24 protein-coding genes and 3 tRNA genes are annotated in these 24,611 nt (G+C 69.9%); 16 read left to right on the top strand and 11 right to left on the bottom strand.

What is annotated here, in order from left to right:
* Positions 1-16: 16 nt before the first annotated feature.
* Positions 17-238 carry a lipase chaperone gene (locus JOD52_RS08170; protein WP_042342707.1) on the top strand — a complete coding sequence of 74 codons (222 nt, stop codon included), beginning with the start codon at positions 17-19 and terminating at the stop codon, positions 236-238.
* Positions 214-564, top strand: a complete 351-nt coding sequence (locus JOD52_RS08165) for a type II toxin-antitoxin system PemK/MazF family toxin (protein WP_204409393.1) — start codon at positions 214-216, stop codon at positions 562-564. The genes JOD52_RS08170 and JOD52_RS08165 overlap by 25 nt, the downstream gene beginning before the upstream one ends.
* Positions 565-623: 59 nt before the next feature.
* On the opposite strand, the gene JOD52_RS08160 is transcribed toward JOD52_RS08165, so the two are convergent.
* On the bottom strand, positions 624-1,655 hold the full coding sequence (locus JOD52_RS08160; RefSeq protein ID WP_017822446.1) for an LLM class flavin-dependent oxidoreductase: 1,032 nt from the start codon (positions 1,653-1,655) through the stop codon (positions 624-626).
* Between the two features lie 176 nt (positions 1,656-1,831).
* Between JOD52_RS08160 and dusB the strand changes: the two genes are divergently transcribed.
* Genes dusB through dnaG form a run of 3 tightly spaced genes read left to right on the top strand, consistent with a single transcriptional unit; the run spans position 1,832 to position 6,446 of the window.
* Positions 1,832-3,091 carry a tRNA dihydrouridine synthase DusB gene (gene dusB, locus JOD52_RS08155; RefSeq protein WP_204411584.1) on the top strand — a complete coding sequence of 420 codons (1,260 nt, stop codon included), beginning with the start codon at positions 1,832-1,834 and terminating at the stop codon, positions 3,089-3,091.
* Positions 3,092-3,094: 3 nt separating this feature from the next.
* A complete protein-coding gene (locus tag JOD52_RS08150; RefSeq protein WP_204409391.1) occupies positions 3,095-4,402 on the top strand; it encodes a deoxyguanosinetriphosphate triphosphohydrolase in 1,308 nt (435 codons plus the stop codon).
* Between the two features lie 4 nt (positions 4,403-4,406).
* The gene (gene dnaG / locus JOD52_RS08145; protein WP_204409389.1) at positions 4,407-6,446 is read left to right on the top strand and encodes a DNA primase; all 2,040 of its coding nucleotides are present in this window, start codon (positions 4,407-4,409) and stop codon (positions 6,444-6,446) included.
* 60 nt (positions 6,447-6,506) lie between these two features.
* On the opposite strand, the gene JOD52_RS08140 is transcribed toward dnaG, so the two are convergent.
* Positions 6,507-7,691, bottom strand: a complete 1,185-nt coding sequence (locus tag JOD52_RS08140; RefSeq protein WP_204409387.1) for a M48 family metallopeptidase — start codon at positions 7,689-7,691, stop codon at positions 6,507-6,509.
* A 208-nt stretch (positions 7,692-7,899) separates the two neighbouring features.
* Between JOD52_RS08140 and JOD52_RS08135 the strand changes: the two genes are divergently transcribed.
* Positions 7,900-8,574, top strand: coding sequence for a DsbA family protein (locus JOD52_RS08135; protein ID WP_204409385.1), 675 nt, complete (start codon positions 7,900-7,902; stop codon positions 8,572-8,574).
* Positions 8,575-8,627: 53 nt separating this feature from the next.
* On the opposite strand, the gene JOD52_RS08130 is transcribed toward JOD52_RS08135, so the two are convergent.
* A tRNA-Ile gene (locus JOD52_RS08130) sits at positions 8,628-8,701 on the bottom strand.
* Between the two features lie 33 nt (positions 8,702-8,734).
* Entirely contained in the window at positions 8,735-10,000 is a 1,266-nt protein-coding gene (locus JOD52_RS08125) for a glycoside hydrolase 5 family protein (RefSeq protein WP_204409383.1), read from the bottom strand.
* A gap of 176 nt (positions 10,001-10,176) precedes the next feature.
* On the opposite strand from JOD52_RS08125, the gene JOD52_RS08120 reads away from it, so the two are divergent.
* From JOD52_RS08120 to JOD52_RS08100, 5 genes are all read left to right on the top strand, one after another.
* Positions 10,177-11,313 carry a LacI family DNA-binding transcriptional regulator gene (locus tag JOD52_RS08120; RefSeq protein WP_204409380.1) on the top strand — a complete coding sequence of 379 codons (1,137 nt, stop codon included), beginning with the start codon at positions 10,177-10,179 and terminating at the stop codon, positions 11,311-11,313.
* A gap of 66 nt (positions 11,314-11,379) precedes the next feature.
* Positions 11,380-11,455: transfer RNA gene (locus JOD52_RS08115), tRNA-Asn, on the top strand.
* A gap of 83 nt (positions 11,456-11,538) precedes the next feature.
* Entirely contained in the window at positions 11,539-12,021 is a 483-nt protein-coding gene (locus JOD52_RS08110) for an OsmC family protein (RefSeq protein WP_204409377.1), read from the top strand.
* Positions 12,018-12,506 (top strand): peptide deformylase, encoded by a 489-nt coding sequence (gene def, locus JOD52_RS08105; protein ID WP_204409371.1) that lies wholly within the window; start codon positions 12,018-12,020, stop codon positions 12,504-12,506. Before JOD52_RS08110 ends, def begins: the two co-directional genes overlap by 4 nt.
* Before the next feature lie 84 nt (positions 12,507-12,590).
* Positions 12,591-13,082, top strand: a complete 492-nt coding sequence (locus JOD52_RS08100; RefSeq protein WP_204409369.1) for a DUF3145 domain-containing protein — start codon at positions 12,591-12,593, stop codon at positions 13,080-13,082.
* Between the two features lie 9 nt (positions 13,083-13,091).
* On the opposite strand, the gene JOD52_RS08095 is transcribed toward JOD52_RS08100, so the two are convergent.
* The 5 genes from JOD52_RS08095 to aceE form a co-directional block, all read right to left on the bottom strand.
* Positions 13,092-14,333 carry a beta-ketoacyl-[acyl-carrier-protein] synthase family protein gene (locus JOD52_RS08095; RefSeq protein WP_204409367.1) on the bottom strand — a complete coding sequence of 414 codons (1,242 nt, stop codon included), beginning with the start codon at positions 14,331-14,333 and terminating at the stop codon, positions 13,092-13,094.
* 95 nt (positions 14,334-14,428) lie between these two features.
* The gene (locus JOD52_RS08090) at positions 14,429-14,677 is read right to left on the bottom strand and encodes an acyl carrier protein (protein WP_017822459.1); all 249 of its coding nucleotides are present in this window, start codon (positions 14,675-14,677) and stop codon (positions 14,429-14,431) included.
* A gap of 91 nt (positions 14,678-14,768) precedes the next feature.
* A complete protein-coding gene (locus JOD52_RS08085) occupies positions 14,769-15,770 on the bottom strand; it encodes a beta-ketoacyl-ACP synthase III (protein ID WP_017822460.1) in 1,002 nt (333 codons plus the stop codon).
* A gap of 1 nt (position 15,771) precedes the next feature.
* Complete coding sequence (locus JOD52_RS08080) at positions 15,772-16,758, bottom strand: acyltransferase domain-containing protein (protein ID WP_204409365.1); 987 nt, start codon at positions 16,756-16,758, stop codon at positions 15,772-15,774.
* 83 nt (positions 16,759-16,841) lie between these two features.
* Entirely contained in the window at positions 16,842-19,586 is a 2,745-nt protein-coding gene (gene aceE, locus JOD52_RS08075) for a pyruvate dehydrogenase (acetyl-transferring), homodimeric type (protein ID WP_204409363.1), read from the bottom strand.
* A gap of 248 nt (positions 19,587-19,834) precedes the next feature.
* Between aceE and JOD52_RS08070 the strand changes: the two genes are divergently transcribed.
* Together JOD52_RS08070 and JOD52_RS08065 are read left to right on the top strand one after the other, a co-directional pair.
* Positions 19,835-20,251 carry a DUF3052 domain-containing protein gene (locus tag JOD52_RS08070; protein WP_204409361.1) on the top strand — a complete coding sequence of 139 codons (417 nt, stop codon included), beginning with the start codon at positions 19,835-19,837 and terminating at the stop codon, positions 20,249-20,251.
* A 40-nt stretch (positions 20,252-20,291) separates the two neighbouring features.
* Positions 20,292-20,365 (top strand) — tRNA-Val (locus JOD52_RS08065).
* Positions 20,366-20,441: 76 nt separating this feature from the next.
* Here JOD52_RS08065 and JOD52_RS08060 read toward each other — a convergent pair.
* Both JOD52_RS08060 and JOD52_RS08055 read right to left on the bottom strand, forming a co-directional pair.
* Positions 20,442-20,669 (bottom strand): hypothetical protein, encoded by a 228-nt coding sequence (locus JOD52_RS08060; RefSeq protein WP_204409359.1) that lies wholly within the window; start codon positions 20,667-20,669, stop codon positions 20,442-20,444.
* Positions 20,670-20,738: 69 nt separating this feature from the next.
* A complete protein-coding gene (locus tag JOD52_RS08055) occupies positions 20,739-21,890 on the bottom strand; it encodes an MFS transporter (protein ID WP_017822472.1) in 1,152 nt (383 codons plus the stop codon).
* Positions 21,891-22,014: 124 nt separating this feature from the next.
* Between JOD52_RS08055 and JOD52_RS08050 the strand changes: the two genes are divergently transcribed.
* Genes JOD52_RS08050 through JOD52_RS08040 form a run of 3 tightly spaced genes read left to right on the top strand, consistent with a single transcriptional unit; the run spans position 22,015 to position 24,610 of the window.
* Positions 22,015-23,304, top strand: a complete 1,290-nt coding sequence (locus JOD52_RS08050; RefSeq protein ID WP_017822473.1) for an aminotransferase class V-fold PLP-dependent enzyme — start codon at positions 22,015-22,017, stop codon at positions 23,302-23,304.
* Positions 23,301-23,765: a Fe-S cluster assembly sulfur transfer protein SufU gene (gene sufU / locus JOD52_RS08045; RefSeq protein ID WP_204409357.1), complete on the top strand. Its 465-nt coding sequence runs from the start codon at positions 23,301-23,303 to the stop codon at positions 23,763-23,765. The genes JOD52_RS08050 and sufU overlap by 4 nt, the downstream gene beginning before the upstream one ends.
* Positions 23,762-24,610, top strand: coding sequence for a Nif3-like dinuclear metal center hexameric protein (locus JOD52_RS08040; protein WP_204409355.1), 849 nt, complete (start codon positions 23,762-23,764; stop codon positions 24,608-24,610). Before sufU ends, JOD52_RS08040 begins: the two co-directional genes overlap by 4 nt.
* Position 24,611 lies beyond the last annotated feature (1 nt).

Below are 24,611 nucleotides of genomic sequence, written 5' to 3'. Positions count from 1 at the left end.
GGGTCATACTGAAGGTATGACATTGACGACCATCAAGGTGGAGAGCCAGCTGCGCGACGTCCTCAAGAAGCAGGCGCAGCTCCACGGGCGCACCCTCGGTGAGCACCTGGAGGCCCTGGCTGCTGCGGAGGAACGCCGTGCCCGTTTCGATGCGATGCGCGTGGCGATGCAGCAGCAGCCCCCGGATGAGTCCTACCGCGAGCAGAGCCGCACATGGCAGAGCGACGCGTGGAGCTGAATCCCGGTGAGGTCTGGTGGGCTGCACCGGATGCATCCGTCGGCCAGGAACAAGCCGGTCGCAGGCCCGTCGTCATCGTCGCCGGCCCTGAGTACCTCGAGCTGGTGGACACGCTCGCACTGTCGGTCCCGGTGACCTCGACGAACAGGAACTGGCCGAACCATGTCCCGCTCGCTGGTCCTCACGGTCTGCCGCGGGCCGGGTTCGCCATGACCGAACAGCCCCGCGCGATCTCACGGTCACGACTGGAGCGCAGAGCAGGAACGGTCGACGAAGCATGCCTGATCGAGATCCGGCGCTGGATCCACGACTTCCTCGGCAGCTGACCCTCACCTCGCCATGACGGGGTAGTGGACGGAGCCGCCCCCGGCCGATCGCGTCCGAGTCAGATGATCGCGGTGACCAGGTGGGGGAGCACCTGCTGACCGAAGGTCTCCAGCACGGTGCGCTGCTCGGAGGCGGTCGCACCGAAGGGCAGGGTCAGGCAGATCTCGTCGGCCTGCTGCACCACCGCATCGGCCACCAGCGCCTGCGCCACCACACCGGGGGTGTCGATCACGACCTCGCTGAACACGGCATCGTGCCCACCGATCTCCTGGCCGCGGAACTCCCCGGTCACACCCGGGGCAGCGGTCCGCTCCCGGGGGATCAGCGACTGGTAGCGCTCCAGATCCGACTCCTGGGCGACCGGGATCATCTGACGGGACACCATCACGTGGCCCTCACCGTGGCCCGCCTCGCGGCTGGCCTCCCGGTACGCCTCCAGCACGTCCAGCTGCAGCAGCTCGAACGACCTGCCGGACCCGTCATCGGGGACCATGGTGGCCAGCTGCAGCCCCAAGCCGTCGCGACCGGCCTTGGCAGCGCGCGCGGGCCCGGCCGCACCATAGGCGATACGGGAGCGTAGGCCCTCGGAGCGCGGCTGGAGCGTGAGGGAGGTGCCCTGCTCGACCCCCTCGATGTGGGCGTCGGCGGTGGAGACGATCTCCCCGTCCAGGAAGGACAGCAGATCCGCGAGCACCCGGTCCACGTGCTCGGCACGCTCTCCCGGCAGCGAACCGAAAGCGCGCATGTACATCGCGTCATGGGAGGAGTAGCCGGAGCCGACCCCCGCACGCAGTCGCCCGCCCAGAAGCAGGTCCGCGGTGGCGAGGTCCTCGGCGAGACGGCCCGCGTTCTCGAACCGCAGCGGGATCACCGCGGTGCCCAGCTCGATGCGGCGCGCGTACTGGCCGGCGACGGCCAGGAAGGTGAGCGGCGAGGACAGGGCGTCCTGCAGGTGACGGGTGCGCACGTAGCCGACGTCGTAGCCGAGCTCGTCGGCAGCGACGAACAGCTGGATCCCCTCGGTGAGGGCGGAGTGGTCCACCTGCGCGAGGAAGCCGATGCGCGGTGCGGGCCTGCTGTTCGCGTTCATGGGTTCCTCCTCGGAGCTGGGTGGCGCACTCTGCGCCCTCATACCGGGTCCAGTCTGCCAGGTGCGGGGCCGCCCGCGCGGGGCCGGTGGGTCCCTCCGGCACCAGGTCGGTCCACATCACGCTGCCGCGAGGACCGCCGAGCGCGTTTCGGTGGGACAATCGGTTCACCATGACGATGCTCGACCGCGCCCATCCGCCCACGGGGACTGCCTCGGACGATCCTGAGCGCACCGCTCCCGGTCCCGCCGCTGCCGGCGCCGCCACCGAGGCGGGCGCGACGCGTCGCACCCTCACCATCGGCCCCCACACGGTCGACACCCCCGTGGTGCTGGCCCCGATGGCAGGCATCACCAACATGGCCTTCCGCCTGCTGTGCCGCGAGTTCGGTGCCCTGCACAGCCAGGACGACGGCGGCCTGTACGTCTCCGAGATGGTCACCACCCGGGCCCTGGTGGAGGACCACCGCGAGTCCTGGCGCCTGGTCACCATGGGGGAGCGGGAGAAGCCCCGCTCGGTGCAGCTGTACGGGGTGGACCCCACCACGGTGCGGCGCTCCGTGGAGATGCTGCTGGAGCGCGACAAGGCCGACCACATCGACCTGAACTTCGGCTGCCCCGTGCCCAAGGTGACCCGCCGCGGCGGCGGCGGGGTGCTGCCCTGGAAGAGCGAGCTGTTCACCCGCATCGTGCGCGGCGCGGTCGAGGCCGCCGGCGACGTCCCCGTCACCGTCAAGACCCGCATCGGGATCGACCATGACCACGTCACCTACCGCGACGCCGGGCTGATCGCCCAGGAAGTGGGCGCCGCAGCGATCGCCCTGCACGGCCGCACCGTGGTCCAGCACTACTCCGGCACGGCCCGCTGGGAGGCCATCACCGACCTCAAGGAACTGGTCACCGACATCCCCGTGCTCGGCAACGGCGACATCTGGAGCGCCGAGGACGCCGTGGAGATGATGGAGCAGACCGGCTGCGACGGCGTGGTGGTGGGGCGAGGCTGCCAGGGACGCCCCTGGCTGTTCGCCGACCTCGCCGCCGCCTTCGCCGGCCGGCCCGACCGGATCCGACCCACCCTCGGGGACGTCGCCTCGACACTGCGCCGTCACGCCGAGCTACTGGTGGAGTTCTACGGAGACGAGGGGCGCGGCATCCGCGACCTGCGCAAGCACGTGGCCTGGTACTTCAAGGGCTACCCGGTCGGTGGCGAGATGCGCCACCGCCTGGCCACCATGGAGTCCCTGGCCGACCTCGACATGAAGCTCGCCGAACTGGACTGGAGCTCCCCGTATCCCGGGGAAGCAGTGGAGGGCCCCCGCGGTCGCGCCGGTTCCCCCAAGCGCGCCGTGGTCCCGGAGGGCTGGATGGACTCCCGCGACCTCACCGACGAGCACGCCGCCCGCCTCCATGAGGCCGAGCTGGACACCTCGGGGGGCTGAACGGTGAACCGACCCGTCGTCCCACCCGGGTACAGCCCTGCCGATCTGGAGCGCTGGGCGCCGGAGGCCCCCAAGTCCCAGAACCGCACCCCGTTCCAGCGGGACCGGGCCCGTGTGCTGCACTCCTCCGCGCTGCGCCGCCTGGGCGCGAAGACCCAGGTGCTCGGCGCCGGATCCGACGACTTCGTGCGCACCCGCCTCACCCACTCCCTGGAGGTCGCCCAGGTGGGACGCGACATCGGCGCGGAACTGGGCTGCGACCCGGACGTGGTGGACGCCGCCTGCCTCTCCCACGACCTGGGCCACCCGCCCTTCGGCCACAACGGCGAGAAGGTGCTGGACGACATCGCCACCGACTTCGGCGGATTCGAGGGCAACGCCCAGACCCTGCGGCTGCTCACCCGTCTGGAACCCAAGATCGTGGGCCCGGACCGGCCCTACGGCTTGAACCTGTCCCGCGCCTGCGTCGATGCGGCGATCAAGTACCCCTGGGCCCGCGGTGAGGGGCCTGATCCCACCTCCTCGAAGTTCGGCGCCTACGCGGACGACCTCAACGTGTACACCTGGGCCCGCGAGGGCGCCCCGCAGCACCGCAAGTGCTTCGAGGCCCAGGTGATGGACCTGGCCGACGACATCGCCTACTCCGTGCACGACGTGGAGGACGCCGTCACCGGCCGCACCCTGGACCTGGGGCGGCTGGCCGATCCGATGGAGCGTGCCGCTGCCCTGTACGTGGTGCAGGACTGGTACATGCCCGACGTCCCCGTGGATGCCCTGGACGATGCCCTGCAGCGCCTGGAAGCCGAGCCCTACTGGATGCGTGAGTTCACCGGCGACATGCGCTCCGCTGCCGCGCTGAAGGACCTCACCAGTCAGTTGATCGGCCGCTTCACCCGCTCCGTGGTCGCCTCCACCCGCGAGGCCCACGGCCCCGGGCCCATCTCCCGCTATGACGGCGACGCTATCGTCCCGGAGGCGACACTGCTGGAGATCGCGGTGCTGAAGGGGCTGGCCGCCGCCTACGTGATGAGCTCGGCCAGCCAGCAGCCGGTGTACGAGGAGCAGGAGCAGATCATCCGCGACCTGTACTCCCAGCTGTGGCACACCGGCACCGTGCACCTCTCGCCCCTGTTCGCCGAGCTGTGGGAGCAGGCGTGCGACGACGACGCACGCCGCCGTGTGGTCGTGGACCAGATCGCGTCGTTCACCGACGTGGCGGCCCGCCACCTGCACGCCTCGCTGTTCGAGCGCACCGCCACCCATCTCACCGCGGCGGACACCCCGCTGCCCGGTCTCGGATCGGAGCTGTGAGGCGATGGCCCAGGGACTGATCCGCCGCGCCGACGTGGACCTGGTGCGCGAACGCTCCCGCCTGGACGAGGTGGTGGGCGAGCACGTCATGCTGCGCACCGCCGGCGTGGGATCCATGAAGGGACTGTGCCCCTTCCACGACGAGAAGTCCCCCTCGTTCCACATCCGTCCCCAGCTCGGTCATTGGCACTGCTTCGGCTGCGGCGAGGGTGGTGACGTGATCTCCTTCGTGCAGAAGATCAACCACCTCAGCTTCGTCGAGGCGGTGGAGATGCTGGCCGGCCGCTACGGCGTGCAGCTGCACTACGAGGAGTCCGGTACCGGCCGTGACGGCGACCGCCCCGACTTCGGCACCCGCCGGCGCCTGCTGGATGCCCACGCGATCGCCGAGGAGTTCTACCGCGAGCAGCTCTCCGCCCCCGCGTCCGAGGTGGGCCGCCGGTTCCTGGCCGAGCGGGGCTTCGACCGGGCCGCCGCCGAGCGCTTCGGGGTGGGTTTCGCACCGGAGGGCTGGGACGCCATCAGCTCCGTGCTGCGCAAGCGCGGCTTCACCGAGGCGGAACTGAAGGCCAGCGGCCTGGTCTCCGAGGGCCAGCGCGGCGTGTACGACCGCTTCCGCGGGCGGCTGATGTGGCCGATCCGGGACATCACCGGCAACACCATCGGCTTCGGCGCCCGGCGCCTGCTGGAGACCGACAAGGGCCCCAAGTACCTCAACACCCCCGAGACCGCGATCTACCGCAAGTCCCACGTGCTGTACGGCCTGGACCTGGCCCGCAAGGAGATCTCCACCCAGCGCCGCGTGGTCGTCGTGGAGGGCTACACCGACGTGATGGCCGCGCACCTCGCCGGTGTGGGGACGGCCGTCGCCACCTGTGGCACCGCTTTCGGCGAGGAGCACGTGAAGATCGTGCGCCGCGTGATGGGCGACTCGAACCCCTCGGCCGGGCTGCGCCTGAACACCGACGGCAGGGGACTGGGCGGGGAGGTCATCTTCACCTTCGACGGTGACGCCGCCGGGCAGAAGGCAGCCCTGCGCGCCTTCGAGGAGGACCAGCGGTTCGTGGCCCAGACCTTCGTGGCGGTGGAGGGCTCCGGCATGGACCCCTGCGACCTGCGGCTCGCCCAGGGCGATGCCGCCGTGGTGGACCTGGTGGAGTCCCGTACCCCCCTGTTCGAGTTCGCGATCCGCTCGGTGCTGGCCCAGGTGGACCTGGACACCGTCGAGGGTCAGGTGAGCGGACTGCGGATGGCCGCCCCGGTGGTGGCTCGGATCCGGGACCGCGCGATGCGGCCGGAGTACGCCAGGCGGCTGTCCGGATGGTTGGGGATGGATGAGCGCACCGTGCTGCGCGCTGTGCACGATGCGGCCCGCACCCAGGGCCACGGCGACCGCGGCACCCACCGTGGGGACGACCCGTACCAGCCCCGCACCAGTCCTGATCAGCGCGATGGACGCCCGTCGATGCCCGGCCAGGGGGAGCGGGGGAGCGACGGCGGGACCGACGGCGCCGGTGATGACGGATCGATGATTCCGGTGGCACGCCTGGCCGACGTGGTCAGCCGCCGCGACCCGGTGGGTCAGGTCGAGGTGCAGTCCCTCGCAGTGATGCTGCAGGCCCCGATGATGCTCTCGGTGGACCAGGTGGGGGCCCTGCCCGACGACGCCTTCCACGTGCCCGCGCTGCAGGGTGTGTGGGACGTGATGCTGGCTGCCGGGACCCTGCTTGAAGCCGTGGACGGCACCCTGTCACCGGCCCGCTACCTGGACCAGGTGCTCGAGATCGCGGGGGAGACGGTGCGCCCCCTGATCGTGGAGATCGCGAACCTCCAGCTGCCCGCCCGGGACGAGGAGGCGCTGGGCAGGCTCGCCCGATCCCTGCTGGACCGGCTGAGCGAGCTGTCCATCACCCGGGAGTACTCGGTGCTCAAGCAGCGCCTGCAGCGCACCGAGCCCTCGGACACCGAGCGCTACCAGGAGATCCTGCGCCGCCTCAGCGAGGTGCAGGAGAAGCGCCGGTCCCTGCACGCCCGCGACAACTGACCGGCATGCCACAGCGCCCACCGGCGAGCGCGTCGCTCACCCATGGGCGCTGTGCCGGACTCAGAGCAGGGGTGCGGTGGTCTGCAGCTGCCGGGTGCTGGGCTGGCCGGTGTAGTCCACGCCCGGGAAGCGACCGAACTGGTTGATGGCACCTGCCGGTCGCACGGCATCGGCCCGGCTGAGCAGGTCCAGGGCCTCCGCGGGCGTGAGGTACTTCTGGGAGAAGGTGCTGCCGGCGGGCATGGCGCTGGGGAAGGCGGCGCCAGGGGAGCCCAGCAGCCCGGGCCGCAGCCACAGGTGGCCCGGCCGGCTGCGGTCGCGCAGGGCATGGGCACGCCAGGTGAGCACCGGGTGGGTCGACTGCCAGTTGACGACGTGCAGCCACAGCCCCTTCTCCGTGGCCGCGCGGTCCGCGAACTCGTGCACGTTGACGTGGGCATTGAGGTACTTGCCGGCACCCAGCACCGCCATCGCTCCCGCGGCCCCGTCCGGTGTCAGCGCGTAGCCGAAGTTGTCGGCGGTGTACTCCTGGGCGCGGGAGTACGCCGGTCCCAGCACCGGCACCTGCATCATCAGGTTCGTGAACAGCAGCCGGAAGTAGGAGGTGTGACCGGCAGCGATGTGACCCACCTCGTGGCCGATCACGAAGCGCAGCGCCTCCGGGTCGCGCACCGCGCCGCCCACCTCGAACAGGTCCGAGTACACGGTGACGAAGCGTCGGAAGCCGTGCCCGGAGGCGAAGGCATTGATCGTGCCTCCACCGGAGACGACGTAGGCGTCGGGCACGCGGCGCAGGCCCTGCTGGGCTGCGGCCTCGGCCACCATGCGGTAGCCCTCGGGGAACTGAGTGGGGCTCATGCGCACGGACTGGGCGCGCAGATCCGCGTACATCACCGCGCGAGCGATCCACAGGATCAGCGGCAGCAGCATGATCACGGCGAACAGCTGGTACAGGAACGTTGCCAGCGGGCCCTCGCCCAGGTCCAGCAGGGTGGGGCCGTTCCCGCGGATGGCGTTGACCACGCTCATGACGACCAGGGCCAGCCACAGCAGATAGGCACCTGTGGTGATCAGGCTTCCCACCACGAGCAGGGGGATCTCCCACGGGTGCCTCATGCGCTGCTCGCCGAGCAGTCCGTGGGTGGTGGCACCGTTGATGAGGGTGGGCGCAGGAGTGCGCCCGTGACCGACAGCGGGGGCGGGGGAGGACTGGCCCAGCGGCGGGGGCGGGAAGGACTGCGACATGACTGCTCCTGCTCGGATCGGGGGCGGTGCATCACCGCGCTGAACTCGCAGTACAAGGGGACCGGTGCGATCTCCCTCATGCCACGGTCGTGGATCGTGCTGGCGAAGGTCGGGGCCCTTCCATGCCCGGGTCGACCATTCGGCGGACGCCCCCTCTCGGGCACTACGGCCCGCCACCCTCACCCGGGGACGGGGGATCATCGTCCCTATGACTTCTCTCCCCACTCCTGGCCGACGCTCGCTGCTCCTCGGTGGCGGTGCCGTACTGGCCCTGGGCCTCGCGGCCTGCGGCAGCACCGACGAGACCCCGAGCGACCCCGCCACGAGCTCCGGCGGCCGGGACATCGACCGTTCCCTGACCTACTTGGAACTGGCCGGGGACAGCGACGGAAAGGTGGTGGACCTGCTGCTGGACTTCCGCTGCCCGCCGTGCCGTTCCTTCATGGAGAGCTTCGGGGAGATGTTCCGCACCCAGGTGGAGCAGAAGGCCCTGGTGCTGCGCATCCACCCGCGCCCGATGCTGGACCTGCGTCGCGGCACCACGTTCTCCCAGGACTCCGCTGCGGCGGCCGCCGCCGTGTACGCCCAGGATCCTGCCCTGCTGCTGGACTTCGAGCGGGAGATGTACGCCGCACAGCCCGAGACGCCCGAGCAGCCGGACCCGGACCTCGAGCAGATCGCTGAGATCGCACGGTCCATCGGCGCCGACGAGACCTGCCTGCAGCAGATCCGCGACCGCGTGTACGTGCCGTGGACCCTGGACGTGGTGGAGCCGGCCGCCCAGGAGCTCGAGGTGGGTACCCCCACGATGATCATCGACGGGGAGATCTGGCAGGGAGACTGGACCCAGCCCGGTGCTGTGGAGGACGCGCTCGGGGTGTGAGCCCTGCTGCGTACCCTCTGCGTACCGCGGTAGGGGGCCGGGGGAGGTTTCGGTAGCCCAGGCGGGGCTTGAACCCGCGACCGACGGATTATGAGTCCGCTGCTCTGACCGGCTGAGCTACTGGGCCGTGCCCGTTGCGGGCGCGGATGAATCTACCAGGTCAGCTCCGGGTCGCGGCGGCACCACCGGTACGGGTGTCCCCCGCACGGGCGGCAGCATGGTCACGCACCACCCGGACGGTGGGGCGCTCACCGCTGCGGGAGGCGTCCATCCATTGCTCGAACACGGATCCGCCCGGGGCGGCGGCACTGCGCTGCAGCAGCGGCTCGGTGCCCACGTGCAGGTCGATGGCGGTTCCGCGGTCTGCCGGTGTCGGTGCCTGCCGGGCCGCGGCCACGGCCTCCCCGAAGGCAGCCCCGGACTCCTTGATCCGCCCGTGGGTGTCGAACAGTCCCAGGGTGTGCTCCAGGGGCGGGAAGTCGGCGAGGTCGGGGGAGACGTCGTACGAGCACCACCAGGTGATGCCGTACAGGTTCGGGCAGTCCATCGCCGTCTCGACGGTGCGTTGGACGAACCAGGGCACGTCGTCCTGCTCGAGGATGCTGCGGGGCGCACCCACCTCCTGCAGCCACAGGGGCCGGTCCGGGGTGGGGGAGAAGCCGCGAGCCAGCTCCAGGTAGTACTCGGCGCGGTGCTCCACCTCGTAGGAGCGAGCTCCGTAGCGCTGCCCCGTGCCGTCGAAGATCCAACTGTGCACCACGGTCGCATCGCCCAGCTGCGCGGACTGATCGGGCGTGAAGGCGTGATCGTCCATGAACCAGGCGGCGTCGTAGTTGGAGACCGTGTGCAGCCCTGACGGCACGGCCGTGCGTGCCGCCTCCAGCATGGTGCGGGTCCACTGCTCGGCCTGCGGGACCGTCAGTGCATCCGGATCGGGGTGGTTGGAGGCGGAGAACTGGTTGATCTCGTTGCCCACGCTGAGACCCAGCAGGTTCGGTGCGTCGGCCAGGGTCTCCCCGAGTTCGCGCACCAGATCGGCGATGGAGCCCACCACCTCGGGGTCGGTGAACATGTTGCGGCGGTGCCAGGAGTGCAACCAGCTGGGCACGAAGTCGAAGCTCGACAGGTGGCCCTGCACCACGTCCACCACGACGTCCAGCCCCACGGAGGCCGCCACGTCCAGCACGGATCGGACGTCGGCCAGTGCGCGGGGGCGGATCAGGGTGCGGTTGGGCTGCAGCAGCGGCCACAGCGGGAAGACCCGTACATGGTCCAGGCCCAGGTCGGAGATGGCCCGGAGGTCCTCCCCGACAGCGTCGAGGTCGAGGTCGTGCCAGGCGTGGAACCAGCCGATGCGCGGCGTGTAGTTCACGCCGAAGCGGGGGCGGTGCGACGCACCAGCCGGTGTGTCGGAAGCGGAAGACATCGTCGACCTTCTGGAATGGCTCGGTGACAGGGGAGAATGGAGGTGACTGCTGTTACTATAGCGCTTTAGTAGCCCCGTACGCGGGCCATTCGTCGAACCTCCGCTCGGCGTCTGATACCTCGCGCCTGGCGCAACCCGCGCCCCGGGGCGTCGACGCTTCGAGGAAGAGGCCCGAGATGACCAGCACCACCGGAGACCAGCCCCGCGGCACGGGCCGCGGAAAACGGGTCACAATCGCCGACATTGCCCGCCGTGCCGGTGTCACCTCGGCTGCGGTGTCACTCGCGGTCAACGGTCGACCCGGTGTGTCCGATGCGACCAGGGAACGCATCCTCGGTATCGCCCGCGAGCTCCAGTGGGAACCGTCCCACGCCGCTCGGGCCTTGGCCGGCGCCCCCGTGAAGACGGTGGGCATGGTGCTGGCCCGCCCGGCCGAGGTGCTCGGCGCCGAGGCGTTCTTCGGTGCCTTCGTGGCCGGTCTCCAAGAGGTGCTGAGCGCAGCGGACTACTCCCTCCAGATGAAGATCGTGGACTCCACGGAGGCCGAGATCGACACCTACCGACGCTGGTTCGGACAGCGCCGGGTGGACGGTGTCGTCCTGGTGGACCTGCAGACGGACGACCCCCGCATCCCCGCGCTGGAACAGCTGGCACAGCCTGCGCTGGTGGTGGGCGGCCCCGGTCACCACGGTTCCCTGCCGTCGGTCTATGTCGACGACGCGGAGGCCACCCGGTTGATCGTCGAGCACCTGGCCTCCCTCGGGCACAGCAGGATCGCCCGCGTGGCCGGAACCGCCGAGTTCCTGCACACCATGCAGCGCAACCGCACCTTCATGCAGCTGGGCGAGGAACTGGGTCTGGTCTGCGTCCAGCAGGATGCCGGCTACGGGGCATCCGGGGCGGCCAGGGCGACCGCCGAGGTGCTGCGCATGCCCGAACCCCCCACGGCCATCGTGTTCGACAGCGACGAGATGGCGCTGGCCGGCGCCTATGTGCTCAGAGAGCGCCAGGTCCCGATCCCCGGGGGTGTGGCAGTTGTCAGCTACGAGGACTCGCCGCTCACGCGCGGGCACCACCCTCCCATCACCGCGATCCGCCGCTCCGCGGTCGAGTACGGGCGAGCGGCCGCACAGAGGATGCTCGAGGTGATTGATACCGCCGCCGGCCGTCCCGCCGCTCCTGGCGCCATCGGAACTCCTGCTCAGGCGGAGTCCCGGGTGATCGAGCCGCAGCTCGCTGTGCGCGCCTCCACCGACCCGGCGCTGCTGGGGGTGGCCCATGCCGATCTCGCCGTGGGGTTAGATGCGTCATAGAGCGCGATTCCGGGGCTCCGCGAGGTGCGCGGAGCTCCCCAGTTTTGCTAAAGTCGTCCAGGTCGATCCCGCGTAGCTCAATCGGCAGAGCATTCGACTGTTAATCGAACGGTTACTGGTTCAAGTCCAGTCGCGGGAGCCAGCAGTACCTCTCAGCCCCGGCCCAGGCCGGGGCTGAGTCGTATCCGAACGCCCCCAACTGCCTGCCACCCCAGGAGAACGACGATGCCCACCGCCCCGGATGACCGCTTCGAGCTGCCGGAGGCGTTCGGTCCCGGCAGCGTATGGGCCGACCGCGTCGCCGAACGCACCCTGGTGGGACGCAACCAGCGCGGCGTCGAGATCCGCATCGGCCACGGTGAGGGTGAGATCAACCCCGGTGAGCTGCTGAAGCTCGCGCTGATCGGCTGCGCGGGCATGAGCTCCGACATCCCCCTGGGCCGCCGCCTGGGGGAGGACTTCGACATGCGGCTGTGGGCCCATGGCACGGCTGATCAGGAGCAGGACCGGTACCTCTCGATCGCCGAGGAGGTCCAGCTGGACCTCGAGGGCCTCAGCCAGGACGAGGTGAAGCGGGTGGTCACCGTCTTCGGTCGGGCCGTCGCCGCGGCCTGCACCGTGGAGCGCACCATCGTCCCCGGCGTCGAGGTCACCCACACGATCCTGGGCCAGGACCAGGAGCACGCGGGCGGGGAGGACGCTCGATGAGCATCCGCCCCATCCGCATCGTCGGAGACCCCGTTCTGCGCACCCCCTGCGATCCGATCGGTGAGATCACCGACGGTGTGCGCGGGCTGGTCCAGGACCTCATCGACACGGTGGACGACGAGGGGCGCGCCGGTGTCGCCGCCAATCAGATCGGCGTGAGCCTGCGCGCGTTCTCCTGGAACCTAGAGGACCACGGGATCGGCTGCATCCTGAACCCCGTCATCGTCGAGCTCTCGGAGGAGACCCAGGACGGCGACGAAGGCTGCCTGTCGGTGCCCGAGCTGTGGTTCCCGCGCACCCGGTCCGCCTACGCCCGCTGCGTGGGCACAGACGTGGACGGCAAAGAGATCGAACTGGCGGGTGATGGCATCACCGCACGGCTGATCCAGCACGAGGTGGGGCACCTCGACGGCGCCCTCTACATCGACGGGCTGGAGCGCTCCGTGAAGAAGCAGGCGTTGCGCCAGATCAGGGAAAGGCTCTAAGCTCGGCCCACACCTGCAGGACATCTCGTCCGGGGCGGCCACCGATTCGTTGGGGAAGACGCATCGGAGACCGGAAGGAACGAGATGACCCAGGGTGTCGTGTACATCCACTCCGCTCCGCGCGCCCTCGCACCGCATGTCGAATGGGCCGTGAGCGGAGTGCTCGGCGTGCCCATGCGCGTGCGCTGGGAGGACCAGCCCGCACGGCGCGGTCTGCTGCGGGCCGAGTTCACCTGGCGTGGACGCGAAGAGACCGGCGCGGCGCTGGTGAGCGCCCTGCGCGGCCTTCATGAGCTGCGTTTCGAGGTGACCCAGGAACCCACCAGCACCACCGACGGGTCCCGCTGGAGCCACACCCCCGAGCTCGGCATCCACCACGCCGTCACCGACCGGGCAGGGAACATCGTGGTCACCGAGGACCACGTGCGCGGCTGCATGGAGCGCGCCGGCGGCGACGCCCTTGCCCTGCAGCGGGAGCTGGGCGTGGCTCTCGGCGAGCCGTGGGACGAGGACCTGGAGATCTACCGGCACGCCGGGGAGGGCGTCCCGATGCGGTGGCTGCACCGCGTCAGCTGAGCAGCGAGATCAGGCGCTGGTGACCACCACGGCCACGTCATGACCACCGAAGCCGAAGGCATTGTTCAGCACCGCGATGTCGCCCTCGGGAAGGCCCACCGCTTCGTTCTGCGCGATGCGCACGGGGACCTCGGGGTCGAGGTTCTCGATGTTGATGGTGGGCGGGGCCACCCGATGGTGTGCCGCGAGCACCGCGAACACCGACTCCAGCGCACCCGCACCACCCAGCAGGTGCCCGGTCATCGACTTGGTGGAGGTCACCACCAGCTGATCGGTCACCCCGTCCAGAGCGGAAGCGACGGCCTTCAGCTCACCGATGTCGCCCAGCGGGGTGGAGGTGCCGTGGGCATTGACGTGCACTACGTCCTTCGCGTCCACTCCGGCATCGGCTACGGCCTCACGGATCGCGCGGGCCTGACCGTCCTGGGAGGGGGCGGAGATGTGGTGGGCGTCCGATGCCATGCCACGGCCGGACACGTACGCGTACACGCGGGCGCCGCGGGCACGTGCGTGCTCCTCGGTCTCCAGCACCATGATCGCGGCCCCCTCGCCGAGCACGAACCCGTCACGGTCACGGTCGTACGGCCGCGAGGCGTGCTCAGGGGCGTCGGTACGGGTGGAGAGAGCACGCAGGTTCGCGAAGGCTGCCATGGGCAGCGGATGCACGCAGGCCTCGGTGCCTCCCACCACGACCACGTCGGCGCGTCCAGCGCGGATCATGTCCAGGCCCACCGCGACCGCCTCGGCACCGGAGGCGCACGCGGAGACGGGCGTGTGGGCACCGGCCTGGGCACCCAGCTCCAGCTCGATGTGGGCGGCCGAGGAGTTGGCCATCAGCATCGGGATCGTGAAGGGGTTCACCCGGCGGGCGCCCTTCTCCTGCACGATGTCCCACTGGTCCAGGATCGTCCACACACCGCCGATCCCGGTACCGACCACGACGCCCAGACGGGTCGGATCGACCTCGGGGGAGCCGGCATCGGCCCAGGCCTCACGGGCGGCGATCATCGAGTACTGGCCCGAGGGGTCCAGCTTCTTGGCCTCAGGGCGCGGCAGATGATCGTAGGGATCGATCGGCACCCGGCAGGCGAAGTCGACGCTCAGCCCGTAGCGCTCGACCCAGTCGTTCTCGAGGGTGCGTGCGGTGGAGGTGCCGGCCAGTGCGGCCTCCCAGGTGGAGGCGGTGTCACCGCCCAGCGGGTTGACCGTGCCGAGACCGGTCACGGCGGCGCGGGTGCGGGGAGCAGACATTTCGACCTCCGGGGGAGCGTCCAAGGGGGAACAGTCTGGGCGGGGGAACGGCGACGCCCGGGACGCGAACTGGCGGTCCCGGGCGTCGAGCGGGCTCAGGCCTGAGCGCCCGCGATGTACTTGACGGCGTCGCCGACGGTCACGAGGTTCTTGACCTCCTCATCGGGGATGCGCACGTCGAACTTCTCCTCGGCGTTGACCACGATGGTCATCATGGAGATGGAGTCGATGTCGAGGTCGTCGGTGAAAGACTTGTCCAGCTTGACGTCCTCGGTGGCGACACCGGTCTCCTCGTTGACGATCTCGGCGAGGCCCTCGAGGATCTCGTTCTCGGTGTGTGCCATGGGGTTCTCCTTGGATTCTTGGATTGTGTGGCGAGGACAGACTACCTGCGACCGAGCACTGTGACGTGCTCGTGCAGGTGCATGTCGCGAGTCAGGGCAGGATCAGGACCTGCCCCGCATAGGCGAGCCCGGCTCCGAAGCCGAACTGCACCAGTACGTCCCCGCTGGAGACAGCGCCCTCCTCGATGAGGCGGTGCGTTGCCAGCGGGATGGATGCGGCCGAGGTGTTGCCGGTCTCGGCGATGTCGCGACCGATCACCACGTCCTCGCCCAGCCCCAGCTGCTTGGCGAGTTCGTCGATGATGCGCATGTTGGCCTGGTGCGGAACGAAGACGTCGACGTCCTCGATGCCCAGGCCTGAGAGCTCGAGCATCTCGCGGATCTTCTTGGCGGTGTGCCACACGGCCCAGCGGAACACGGTGCGGCCGTCCTGCTCGAGCGTGGGCCACGGGCCCTCGCCGTCACGGAACTCCACCAGGGAACCGGTCATGCGGATGGTGTTCCAGTTGTCACCGTCGCTGCCCCAGACGGTGGGACCGATCATCGGCTCGTCACTGGGTCCCACCACGGCCGCGCCGGCCCCGTCGCCCAGCAGGAACGAGATCGAACGATCAGTGGGGGAGACGAAGTCGGAGAGCTTCTCCGCGCCGATCACCAACACGTTGCGGGCCGCCCCGGAGCGGATCAGCGAATCGGCCTGGCCGATGCCGTAGCAGAACCCGGCGCACGCGGCCGAGATGTCGTACGCGATCACGTCGGGCCGGCCCAGCTCACCGGCCAGCAGGGTCGCGAGCGACGGGGTGGGGTACGGGAAGGAGATGGTGGAGACGATGACGGCGTCCAGGGTCTCCAGATCGATGCCGGACTTCTCGATCGCCTCGCGGGCAGCGGTGAGCGAGAGGTCCTTCACGCCCACGTCCTTGCTCGCGCGGGTGCGGGTGATGATCCCGGTGCGCTGCCGGATCCACTCGTCGGAGGAGTCGATCGGACCGACCAGGTCGTCATTGGGGACGCTCACGTCACCGCGGGCGGCACCGTAGGCGAGCACCCGGGAACCGGGCACAGTGGGCTGGGGGCGCAGGGTCACGGCCATGTCAGTTCTCCTTGTCGGGACCGACGTCGTCGGAGGATTCCCCGAAGTGGTTCTCCCCGTGCTCGTTCAGGAAGTCCGTGGCGGCGTCGAGATCCTCGGGCGTGTTGAGGTTCTGCAGGGCCACGCCCTTCAGGTCGCGCTTGGCGAGCCCGGTGAGCGTACCGGCCGGGGCCACTTCCAGGATGCCGGTCACGCCGCGCTCGGCGAAGACCCGCATGCAGGCCTCCCAGTCCACAGGGGAGGCGACCTGGTCGACGATCAGGTCGAGGTAGCGGCGGCCGTCGGTGACGATCTCGCCGCCGGCGTTGGAGACCAGGGGGCACTGCCCCAGCGGATCGTTCGCCGACACCTGCGCGGCGAAGTCCGCGAGCTCCCCACGGGCCGGTGCCATGTACCGGGTGTGGAAGGCGCCGGCCACCTGCAGCAGGATCACTCGTGCCTTGGCCGGGGGCTCGGCGATGAGGGCCTTGATCTGCTCGGCTCCGCCGGCCGCCACCACCTGCGCCGCGGAGTTGATGTTGGCGGGTGCGAGCCCGTGCTGCTCGATCGCGGCGAGCACTTCCTCGCGGTTGCCGCCGACGACGGCCGCCATGGACGTCGGCTCTGCGGCGGCAGCAGTGGCCATGGCGCGGGAGCGCACTGCGACCAGGCGCATCGCGTCCTCGGTGCTGAGCACTCCGGACAGGGCCGCAGCAGTGACCTCGCCGACGCTGTGCCCGGCCAGCAGGTCGGCCTGCGTACCGGCGGCGAAGCCGTCCCCACCCACCAGGCAGTCGGCCGCGGTGATGCCGGCGGCCACCAGCAGCGGCTGGGCCACGGCGGTGTCACGGATGGTCTCCGCGTCGGACTCGGTGCCGTGGCGGATCAGGTCCACCCCCGCGGCATCGGACATCGCCGCGAGGCTCTCACGAACGCCGTTGATCTCGAGCCAGGGGGCCAGGAAGCCAGGCTTCTGGGCACCCTGGCCGGGACAGACGATCGCGAGCACGGGGACCTCCGAATGGTCGGGAAGACGTGGGCAGAAGAGTACCGGGCCATCCCCCGCGCGTGCGGGGGACGGCCCGGTGACTGTCAGGACTCGCCGCCGAAGGAGCCGGACTGGCCCGCGTTGACGTTGCCCAGGTCGTACTTGTCGATCGCCTGGCGCACCACCGATGCGTCCACCTTGCCCTCACGAGCCAGCAGCTGCAGTGCCTTGACGACCATCGAGTGGGCGTCGATCTTCAGGTGGCGGCGGGCAGCCGGGCGGGTGTCGGAGAAGCCCCAGCCGTCCGCGCCGAGCACGCCGTACTGCCCGGGGACCCACTCGCGGATCATGTCGGGCACCAGGAAGTCGTAGTCGCTGGTGGCGACGAACGGGCCGTCCACGCCCTCCAGGCGCTGTGAGATCCACGGGGTGCGCGGCTCCTCGGGGTGCATCAGGTTGTGCTTCTCGGCCTCCAGGGCATCCTTGCGCATCTCCGTCCAGGAGGTCACCGACCACACGTTCGCGCGCACGCCCCAGTCCTCGGACAGCAGCTCACGCGCGTGGCGGGCCCACGGCACACCCACGCCCGAGGCCATCAGCTGCACCTCGGGGCCCTCGCCCTGCGGTGCCTCCTCGAGCACGTACATGCCCTTGAGCAGACCCTCGACGTCCAGGCCCTCCGGCTCCTTGGGGTGCACGATCGGCTCGTTGTAGACGGTGATGTAGTAGAAGACCTCCTGCAGGCGGTCGTCCTCGCCGTACATGCGCTGCAGGCCGTCGCGGATGATGTGCCCGATCTCGTAGCCGTAGGCCGGGTCGTAGATCACGGTGCCGGGGTTGGTGTAGGCCAGGATCGGCGAGTGGCCGTCCATGTGCTGCAGGCCCTCACCGGCCAGGGTCGTCTTGCCGGCGGTCGCGCCGATCACGAAGCCCTTGGCCATCTGGTCACCGGCGGCCCAGAAGAAGTCGCCGGTGCGCTGGAACCCGAACATCGAGTAGAAGATGTAGAACGGGATCATCGGGAAGTCATGGGTGGAGTACGAGGTGCCCGCCGCGGTGAATGCCGCGGTGGAGCTGATCTCGTTGATGCCCATGTGCTTGATCTGGCCGGAGGTGGACTCCTTGTAGGCCAGCAGCAGGTCGCGGTCCACCGACAGGTAGTTCTGCCCGTCCGGGTTGTAGATCTTCGCGGTGGGGAACAGCGAGTCCATGCCGAAGGTGCGGGCCTCGTCCGGGATGATCGGCACCCAGCGCTTGCCGGTCTCCTTGTCCCGCATGAGGTCCTTCAGCAGCCGCACCAGCGCCATGGTGGTGGCGATCTCCTGCTTGCCGGAGCCGCGCTTGACGACCTCGTAGGCCTTCTCGCCCGGCAGGTCCAGGGCCTTGTGGTTCGTGTTGCGGGTGGGGACCGGGCCACCCAGCTCACTGCGGCGGGACTTGAAGTACTGCATCGCCGGCGAGTCCGGATCCGGGACGTACAGCGGGGCGTCGTACACGCTGCCGGCCTCGAGCTGCTCGTCGGTGACCGGGATGTGCAGGGTGTCGCGCAGGGCCTTCAGGTCGTCCAGGGTGAACTTCTTCATCTGGTGGGTCGCGTTGCGGCCCGCGAAGTTCTTGCCCAGGCGGTAACCCTTGATGGTGTGCACCAGGATCACGGTGGGCTGGCCCTTGTGCTCCGTGGCGGCCTTGAAGGCGGCGTGGATCTTCTTGGTGTCGTGGCCGCCGCGGGTCAGCTTCCACCAGATGTCGTCGTCGGACATGTCCTCGACCAGCGCCTTGGTGCGCGGGTCGCGGCCGAAGAAGTTGTCGCGGATGAAGCCGCCGGACTCGGCGCGGTAGGTCTGGAAGTCACCGTCGGGGGTGGCGTTCATCAGGTCGATCAGGGCGCCGTCCTCGGAGGCGTCCAGCAGCGGGTCCCAGCCGGAGCCCCAGATCACCTTGATGACGTTCCAGCCGGCACCGCGGAACTGGCTCTCCAGCTCCTGGATGATCTTGCCGTTGCCGCGCACCGGGCCGTCCAGGCGCTGCAGGTTGCAGTTCACCACGAAGGTCAGGTTGTCCAGGTGCTCCTTGGCGGCGATGTGCAGGGCGCCGCGGGACTCGACCTCGTCCATCTCGCCGTCGCCCAGGAACGCCCAGGTGTGCTGCTGGCTGGTGTCCTTCAGGCCGCGGTTCTGCAGGTAGCGGTCGAAGGAGGCCTGCTCGATGGCGGCCACCGGGCCGATGCCCATGGAGACGGTGGGGAACTCCCAGAAGTCCTTCATGGCCCGCGGGTGCGGGTAGGAGGGCATGCCGTGCTCGCTGGAGACCTCCTGGCGGAAGCCGTCCAGCTGTTCCTGGGTGAGGCGGCCCAGCATGAAGGCGCGGGCGTAGATGCCGGGGGAGGCGTGGCCCTGGAAGAAGACGTGGTCGCCGCCGCCCTCATGGTCACGGCCGCGGAAGAAATGGTTGAAGCCCACCTCGTACATGTTGGCGATCGAGGCGTAGCTGGAGAGGTGACCGCCCACGGACACACCGGGGCGCTGCGCGCGGTGCACCAGCATCGCGGCGTTCCAGCGGATGGCGTTGCGGATCTCCTTCTCGAGCTCCGGGTCGCCGGGGTACTCCGGCTGCTCATCGGCCGGGATCGTGTTGACGTAGTCGGTGGTCAGGGAGTCCGGCAGGTGCAGGTCGGAACGACGTGCGTGCTGGATCACGTTCTGGATGACCTCCGAGGCGCGGTCCTCACCGCGGTGCTCGACCAGGCCGTCGAAGGAGTCGAGCCACTCCCGCGTCTCCTCCGGGTCAGGGTCCTGCGCGTGGCTGGGCAGGTTGATGCCGATCGGGCGGGGGGTGATGTGCGAGCTCACGCTGTCCTTCTCTCTCGGAGGTGCTGGACCGGCCGTGGGGCGGGCGAGCGCCGATGAGCCCCGTGCCGTCGGCCTCGGTTCGGACCAGCCTACAACCGGCACCCTATGGGCGGAGAGGTCTGTGCCAGTGCTTGCCCCGTGACTCCCGCAACACCCCCGGACGAACTGTCATAGGATTGGCGACGCTACCGGGGACACACCCTGTGACCGGCGGCAGTACAGCATCGTCACTCAGAAGGAGCCCGTTCTTGTCACCGTCGGCCGACCCCCGCCAACAGCGCACCCCTGCGGAAGTGCTGGGATTCACGAACGGTCAGCTCGTACAGGAGATCGGGTACGACGACGACGTCGACCTGGAGCTGCGCGACACCATGGAGGACCTCATCGGCGCAGAGCTCGAGGACGAGGACTGCCAGGACATCGTCGACGCCGTGGTGCTGTGGTGGCGCGAGGGGGACGGTGACCTCACCGACGCCCTTGTGGACTCCCTGTCCACCCTCGACGCCGGCGCACCGATCTGGCTGCTGTGCCCCAAGGCCGGCCGCGACGGACACGTGCGTCCCGCCGAGGTGCAGGAGGCGGCTGAGACCGCGGGCCTGCGCGTGATGAGCACCGTGAGCCTGGCCCAGGACTGGACCGGCACCCGGTTGGCCTCCCGCACCTGATCCAGCAGGAACCCGGGCGCCCGCAGATGGGCGCCCACCGGGGTCGTTAGCTCAGTTGGTCAGAGCGCCTGGTTTACACCCAGGAGGTCGGGGGTTCGAGCCCCTCACGACCCACCCCAGATTCGAGAACGGCCCCTGCCGCCACGGTGGCGGGGGCCGTTCGTCGTGGGTTCGATCTCTCGACCGGCGATCAGCGGGTGATCGTGTACACCAGCACCAGCGCCAGTGGCACACCGAGGAACAGGCACCCCCAGATCACCGCCGTCTGCTTGTCCTTGGCCGCCTGCTCGGGAGTGCGCTGCGCCTGGTCCAAACCGGCCTCCTTCGCGTTGCGCCGGCTGCGCATCAGGAAGACGAGCGTGACCACCAGCGAGGCGAGGATGGTCAGGCCGAACAGGATGGGGATGAGCGAGTCCACTGCGGTGTCTCCTGGATCGGGTGGAGGGGCGGTCGCGCGGCGTCGGCGTACCTCCCCCAGGTTCTCACGTCAGCCGGTGACAGGGCCTGAGCGGCGCTCTGCGAGGGCCAGCCCGATAAGGCCCGGCAGGGCCGGAAGCACGCACACCAGCATGGCGACGAACGTGAGGGCGAGGGAGATGTCGAAGAAGTGCCCCGCGATCGCGGTCATCACCGCGGTGCCAGCGCCTGTCCCGAGCGCGGAGTACAGCCCCTGGGCCGGGGCCATCAGGTGCGGTTCGATGTGGCGGCGCATGGTCTGGATGAACCCCACCTGCATGATTCCGAAGGTGAGGCCGTGCAGCAGCTGCGAGGCCAGCAAGACCGCCACCGGCGGCTCGAACACCCAGATGCCCCACCGGGCCAGTGCACCCAGGGTGGCGATCAGCATCAGCACCACCAGCGGCCACCGGTCAGCCACCCCAGCGGTGAGGCGGAACACGGCCATCTCCGACAGTGGCGCGAGCATCAGGAACAGCGCCACCAGCAGCGGGTCCACCTGCAGCTTCTCCAAGTGCAGGGCACCGAAGGCGTAGTAGGCGGCATGGGAGCTCTGTACCAGCACGCAGATGCCCAGGGCGAGCATGAACACGCGGTGCCCGAACAGCGGCCCCCATGCACCGATCGACCCGGACCGCTGAGCGGCCACCACCTCGTCGCCGATCGGCCGCAGGGCCATGATCGAGAGGGCCAGCAGGGCCAGCAAGAACACCGGCAGCAGGGCGCCGTTGCCGAGCACCCGCGCGAGAACACCGTTGACCCCGGCGCCGATCACGAAGCCCAGGGAACCCCACAGCCGGACCGGCCCGTACACCAGCGCACCGCGCTGCGCCCCGAGGGCAGCAGTGGTCTCCAACAGCGGCATCAGCGTGGGGTAGAGCACGCCGAACGCGGCCGAGAGAAGCAACAGACCGGTCAGCCCGGTGTGCGGGAGGAACGCCAGCCCCAGCACGAAGCACAGCCACGGCAGCCAGCGGGCGATGGTGCCGATCGGCCACCAGCGGTTGGCCAGGGGGAACAGGGTCACCACGGCGACAGCGCGAGTGACCAGCGAGACGGTGATCGACAGCCCGATCTCGGAACCGTCGAAGCCGCGGGCGTCGAAGATGACGCCCCAGTAGGACAGGAACGTGACCCAGCTGAAGAAGAAGAGGAAGAACTGCACGCGCATCCAGGTGCGCACGGCGGCTCCAGGGATCGTAGGGAAGGACCTTCCTATACTGGACGGGACCGCCTCGTCGGCGCGCATTGCGAGGGTGTGAGATTCCCTCCGGTAGCAGTAGAGACCCCATGGAGGCCAACCAGGCATGACGGCACAGTCCGATCCGACCCGACCATTCGACCTCGCGTCCATCCGGAGGGACTTCCCGATCCTGGAGCGTCGACTCGATGCGGACACCGCGCTGGTGTACCTCGACTCCGGTGCCACCTCGCAGCGCCCCCGGCAGGTGATCGACGCCGAGGTGGCCTTCCTCACCCATGACAACGCCGCGGTCAAGCGCGGTGCACACCGGATGGCCGAGGCCGCCACCGACGCCTTCGAGCACGCCCGCACCACGGTGAGCCGCTTCATCGGCGCCCCCCGCACGGACGAGGTGGTGTTCACCCGGGGCGCCACCGAGGCGCTGAACCTGGTGGCCCGCTCCCTGGGCGACGGCGACGACTCCACCCCCGACCACCTCCGGGTCAGCCCTGGGGACGAGATCCTGGTGACGGAGATGGAGCACCACGCCAACCTGGTGCCCTGGCAGGAGCTGGCCCGCCGCACCGGCGCCACCCTGCGCTGGATCCCGCTGGCCGACGACTACACCCTGGACCTCACGGACCTGTCGTCCCTGCTCACCGAGCGCACCAAGGTGCTGGCCCTCACCCACCAGTCCAACGTGCTGGGCACCGTGAACCCCGTGCGGAAGCTCGCCGAGGCAGCTCGCGCCGTCGGCGCCCTCACCGTGCTGGATGCGGCGCAGTCGGCCCCGCACATGCCGTTCGACGTGGCCGAGCTGGGAGTGGACTTCGCGGCCCTGTCGGGCCACAAGATGCTGGGCCCCACCGGGGTGGGCGTGCTGTGGGGACGCTACGAGCATCTCGCAGCGATGCCCCCGTACCTGCTGGGCGGCTCCATGATCGAGACGGTCACGATGGAGTACTCCACGTACACCGCCCCGCCCGCCCGCTTCGAGGCCGGCACCCCGCCGGTCTCCCAGGCGGTGGGCCTCGGTGCCGCCTGCGACTATCTCAGCGCGCTGGGCATGGAGCAGGTCGCTGCTCACGAACATGCCCTGACCACCCGGGCCCTGGAGGGGCTGGCCGGCATCGACGGGGTACGGGTCCTCGGGCGCTCGGCCTCCCCGGAGCGCAGCGGCGCGGTGGCCTTCGTGGTGGACGGCGTGCACACCCACGACGTGGGCCAGGTGCTGGACTCCCTCGGGATCCAGGTGCGGGTGGGCCACCACTGCGCCTGGCCGCTGCACCGCCGTTACGGCATCACCGGCTCCACCCGCGCCAGCTTCTCCGTGCACACCACCGAGGACGAGGTCGACGCCTTCGTGGACGGCGTGGCCCGCACCATCGACTACTTCCAGGGACTCTCGCGATGACCAACCCCCTCAACTCCCTCTACACCGAGCTCGTCATCGAGCACGACAAGCGCCCCCAGAATGCGGGCCTGCGTGAGCCGTTCGACGCCGAGGTGCACCACGTGAACCCCACCTGCGGCGACGAGATCACGCTGCGCCTGCACCTGGACCGGGACGGCGAGGACCTGCGGATCCGCGACATCTCCTACGACGCGATCGGCTGCGCCATGAGCCGCGCCTCCGCCTCGATCATGACCGACCTGCTGATCGGCCGCACCACCGAGGAGGCGCTGCCGGTGATCGACCACTTGGAGGCCGTGATGGGCGCCCGCGGGACCATGGAGCCCGACGAGGACCTGATCGGCGATGCCGTCGCCCTGATGGGTGCGGCGAAGTTCCCGGCCCGCATCAAGTGCGTGCTGATGTCCTGGAAGGCCTACCAGGCCGCCCTGGTGGAGACCCAGGCCCTGGGGGAGCGATGAACACGACTCTGGGCGCCGTCGTCGGGACCCTCGAGGCCGTCTACCCGCTGGCCTGGGCGGAGGACTGGGACCGGGTGGGCCTGGTGCTGGGGGAGCGCAGCGCTGAGGTGCGCCGCGTGCTGCTGGCCGTGGACCCCACGGTCTCCGTCGCCCGCGAGGCCGTCGAGCGCGATGCGCAGCTCCTGGTCACCCATCATCCCCTGCTGCTGCGCGGCGCCAGCTTCCTGCCGGCCGACGACGGCAAGGGCGCGGTGGTCACCGAGCTGATCCGCGCCGGTATCGGCCTGTGGTGCGGGCACACGAACGTGGACCGCTCCACCCGCGGCACCGTGGGTGCCTGGAGCACGGCCCTGGACCTGCAGGATCCTCGCCCGCTGATCCCCGGCCGCGAGACGGGGGAGGCGGCCCGGGCCGCCCACGGCTCCACCCTGTTCGGTCTCGGCGCCGTGGGTGAGCTGCCCGCGCCGACGACCGTGGGGGAGCTGACCGCGCAGATCGCAGGCATCGTCCCGGCCACCGCCCGCGGCATCGCCCATACCGGGCCCGCCGACCGCCCGGTGCGCACGGTGGCCGTGTGCCCCGGCGCCGGTGACTCCTTCCTGGGGGAGGCCACCTCTTCGGAGGCCGACGTGTACATCACCTCCGACCTGCGACACCACCCGGCGCTCGAGCACATCGAGGACGCGGCGGACCCGTCGGCCGTACCGGCCCTGATCGACGTGGCGCACGCCGCGAGCGAGGCTCTCTGGCTGCCACTGGCGAAGGAGCTGCTGGCCGAGACGGTGCCCGAGCTCGAGGTGCTGATCAGCGAGGTCCCCACCGATTCCTGGACCGGGCGGGCCTGAG

The organism is Brachybacterium muris (assembly GCF_016907455.1).
Classification (GTDB): Bacteria; Actinomycetota; Actinomycetes; order Actinomycetales; family Dermabacteraceae; genus Brachybacterium; species Brachybacterium muris.
Note: the sequence above shows the minus strand (reverse complement) of the source record. Positions and strands in the feature narration are given on the sequence as shown.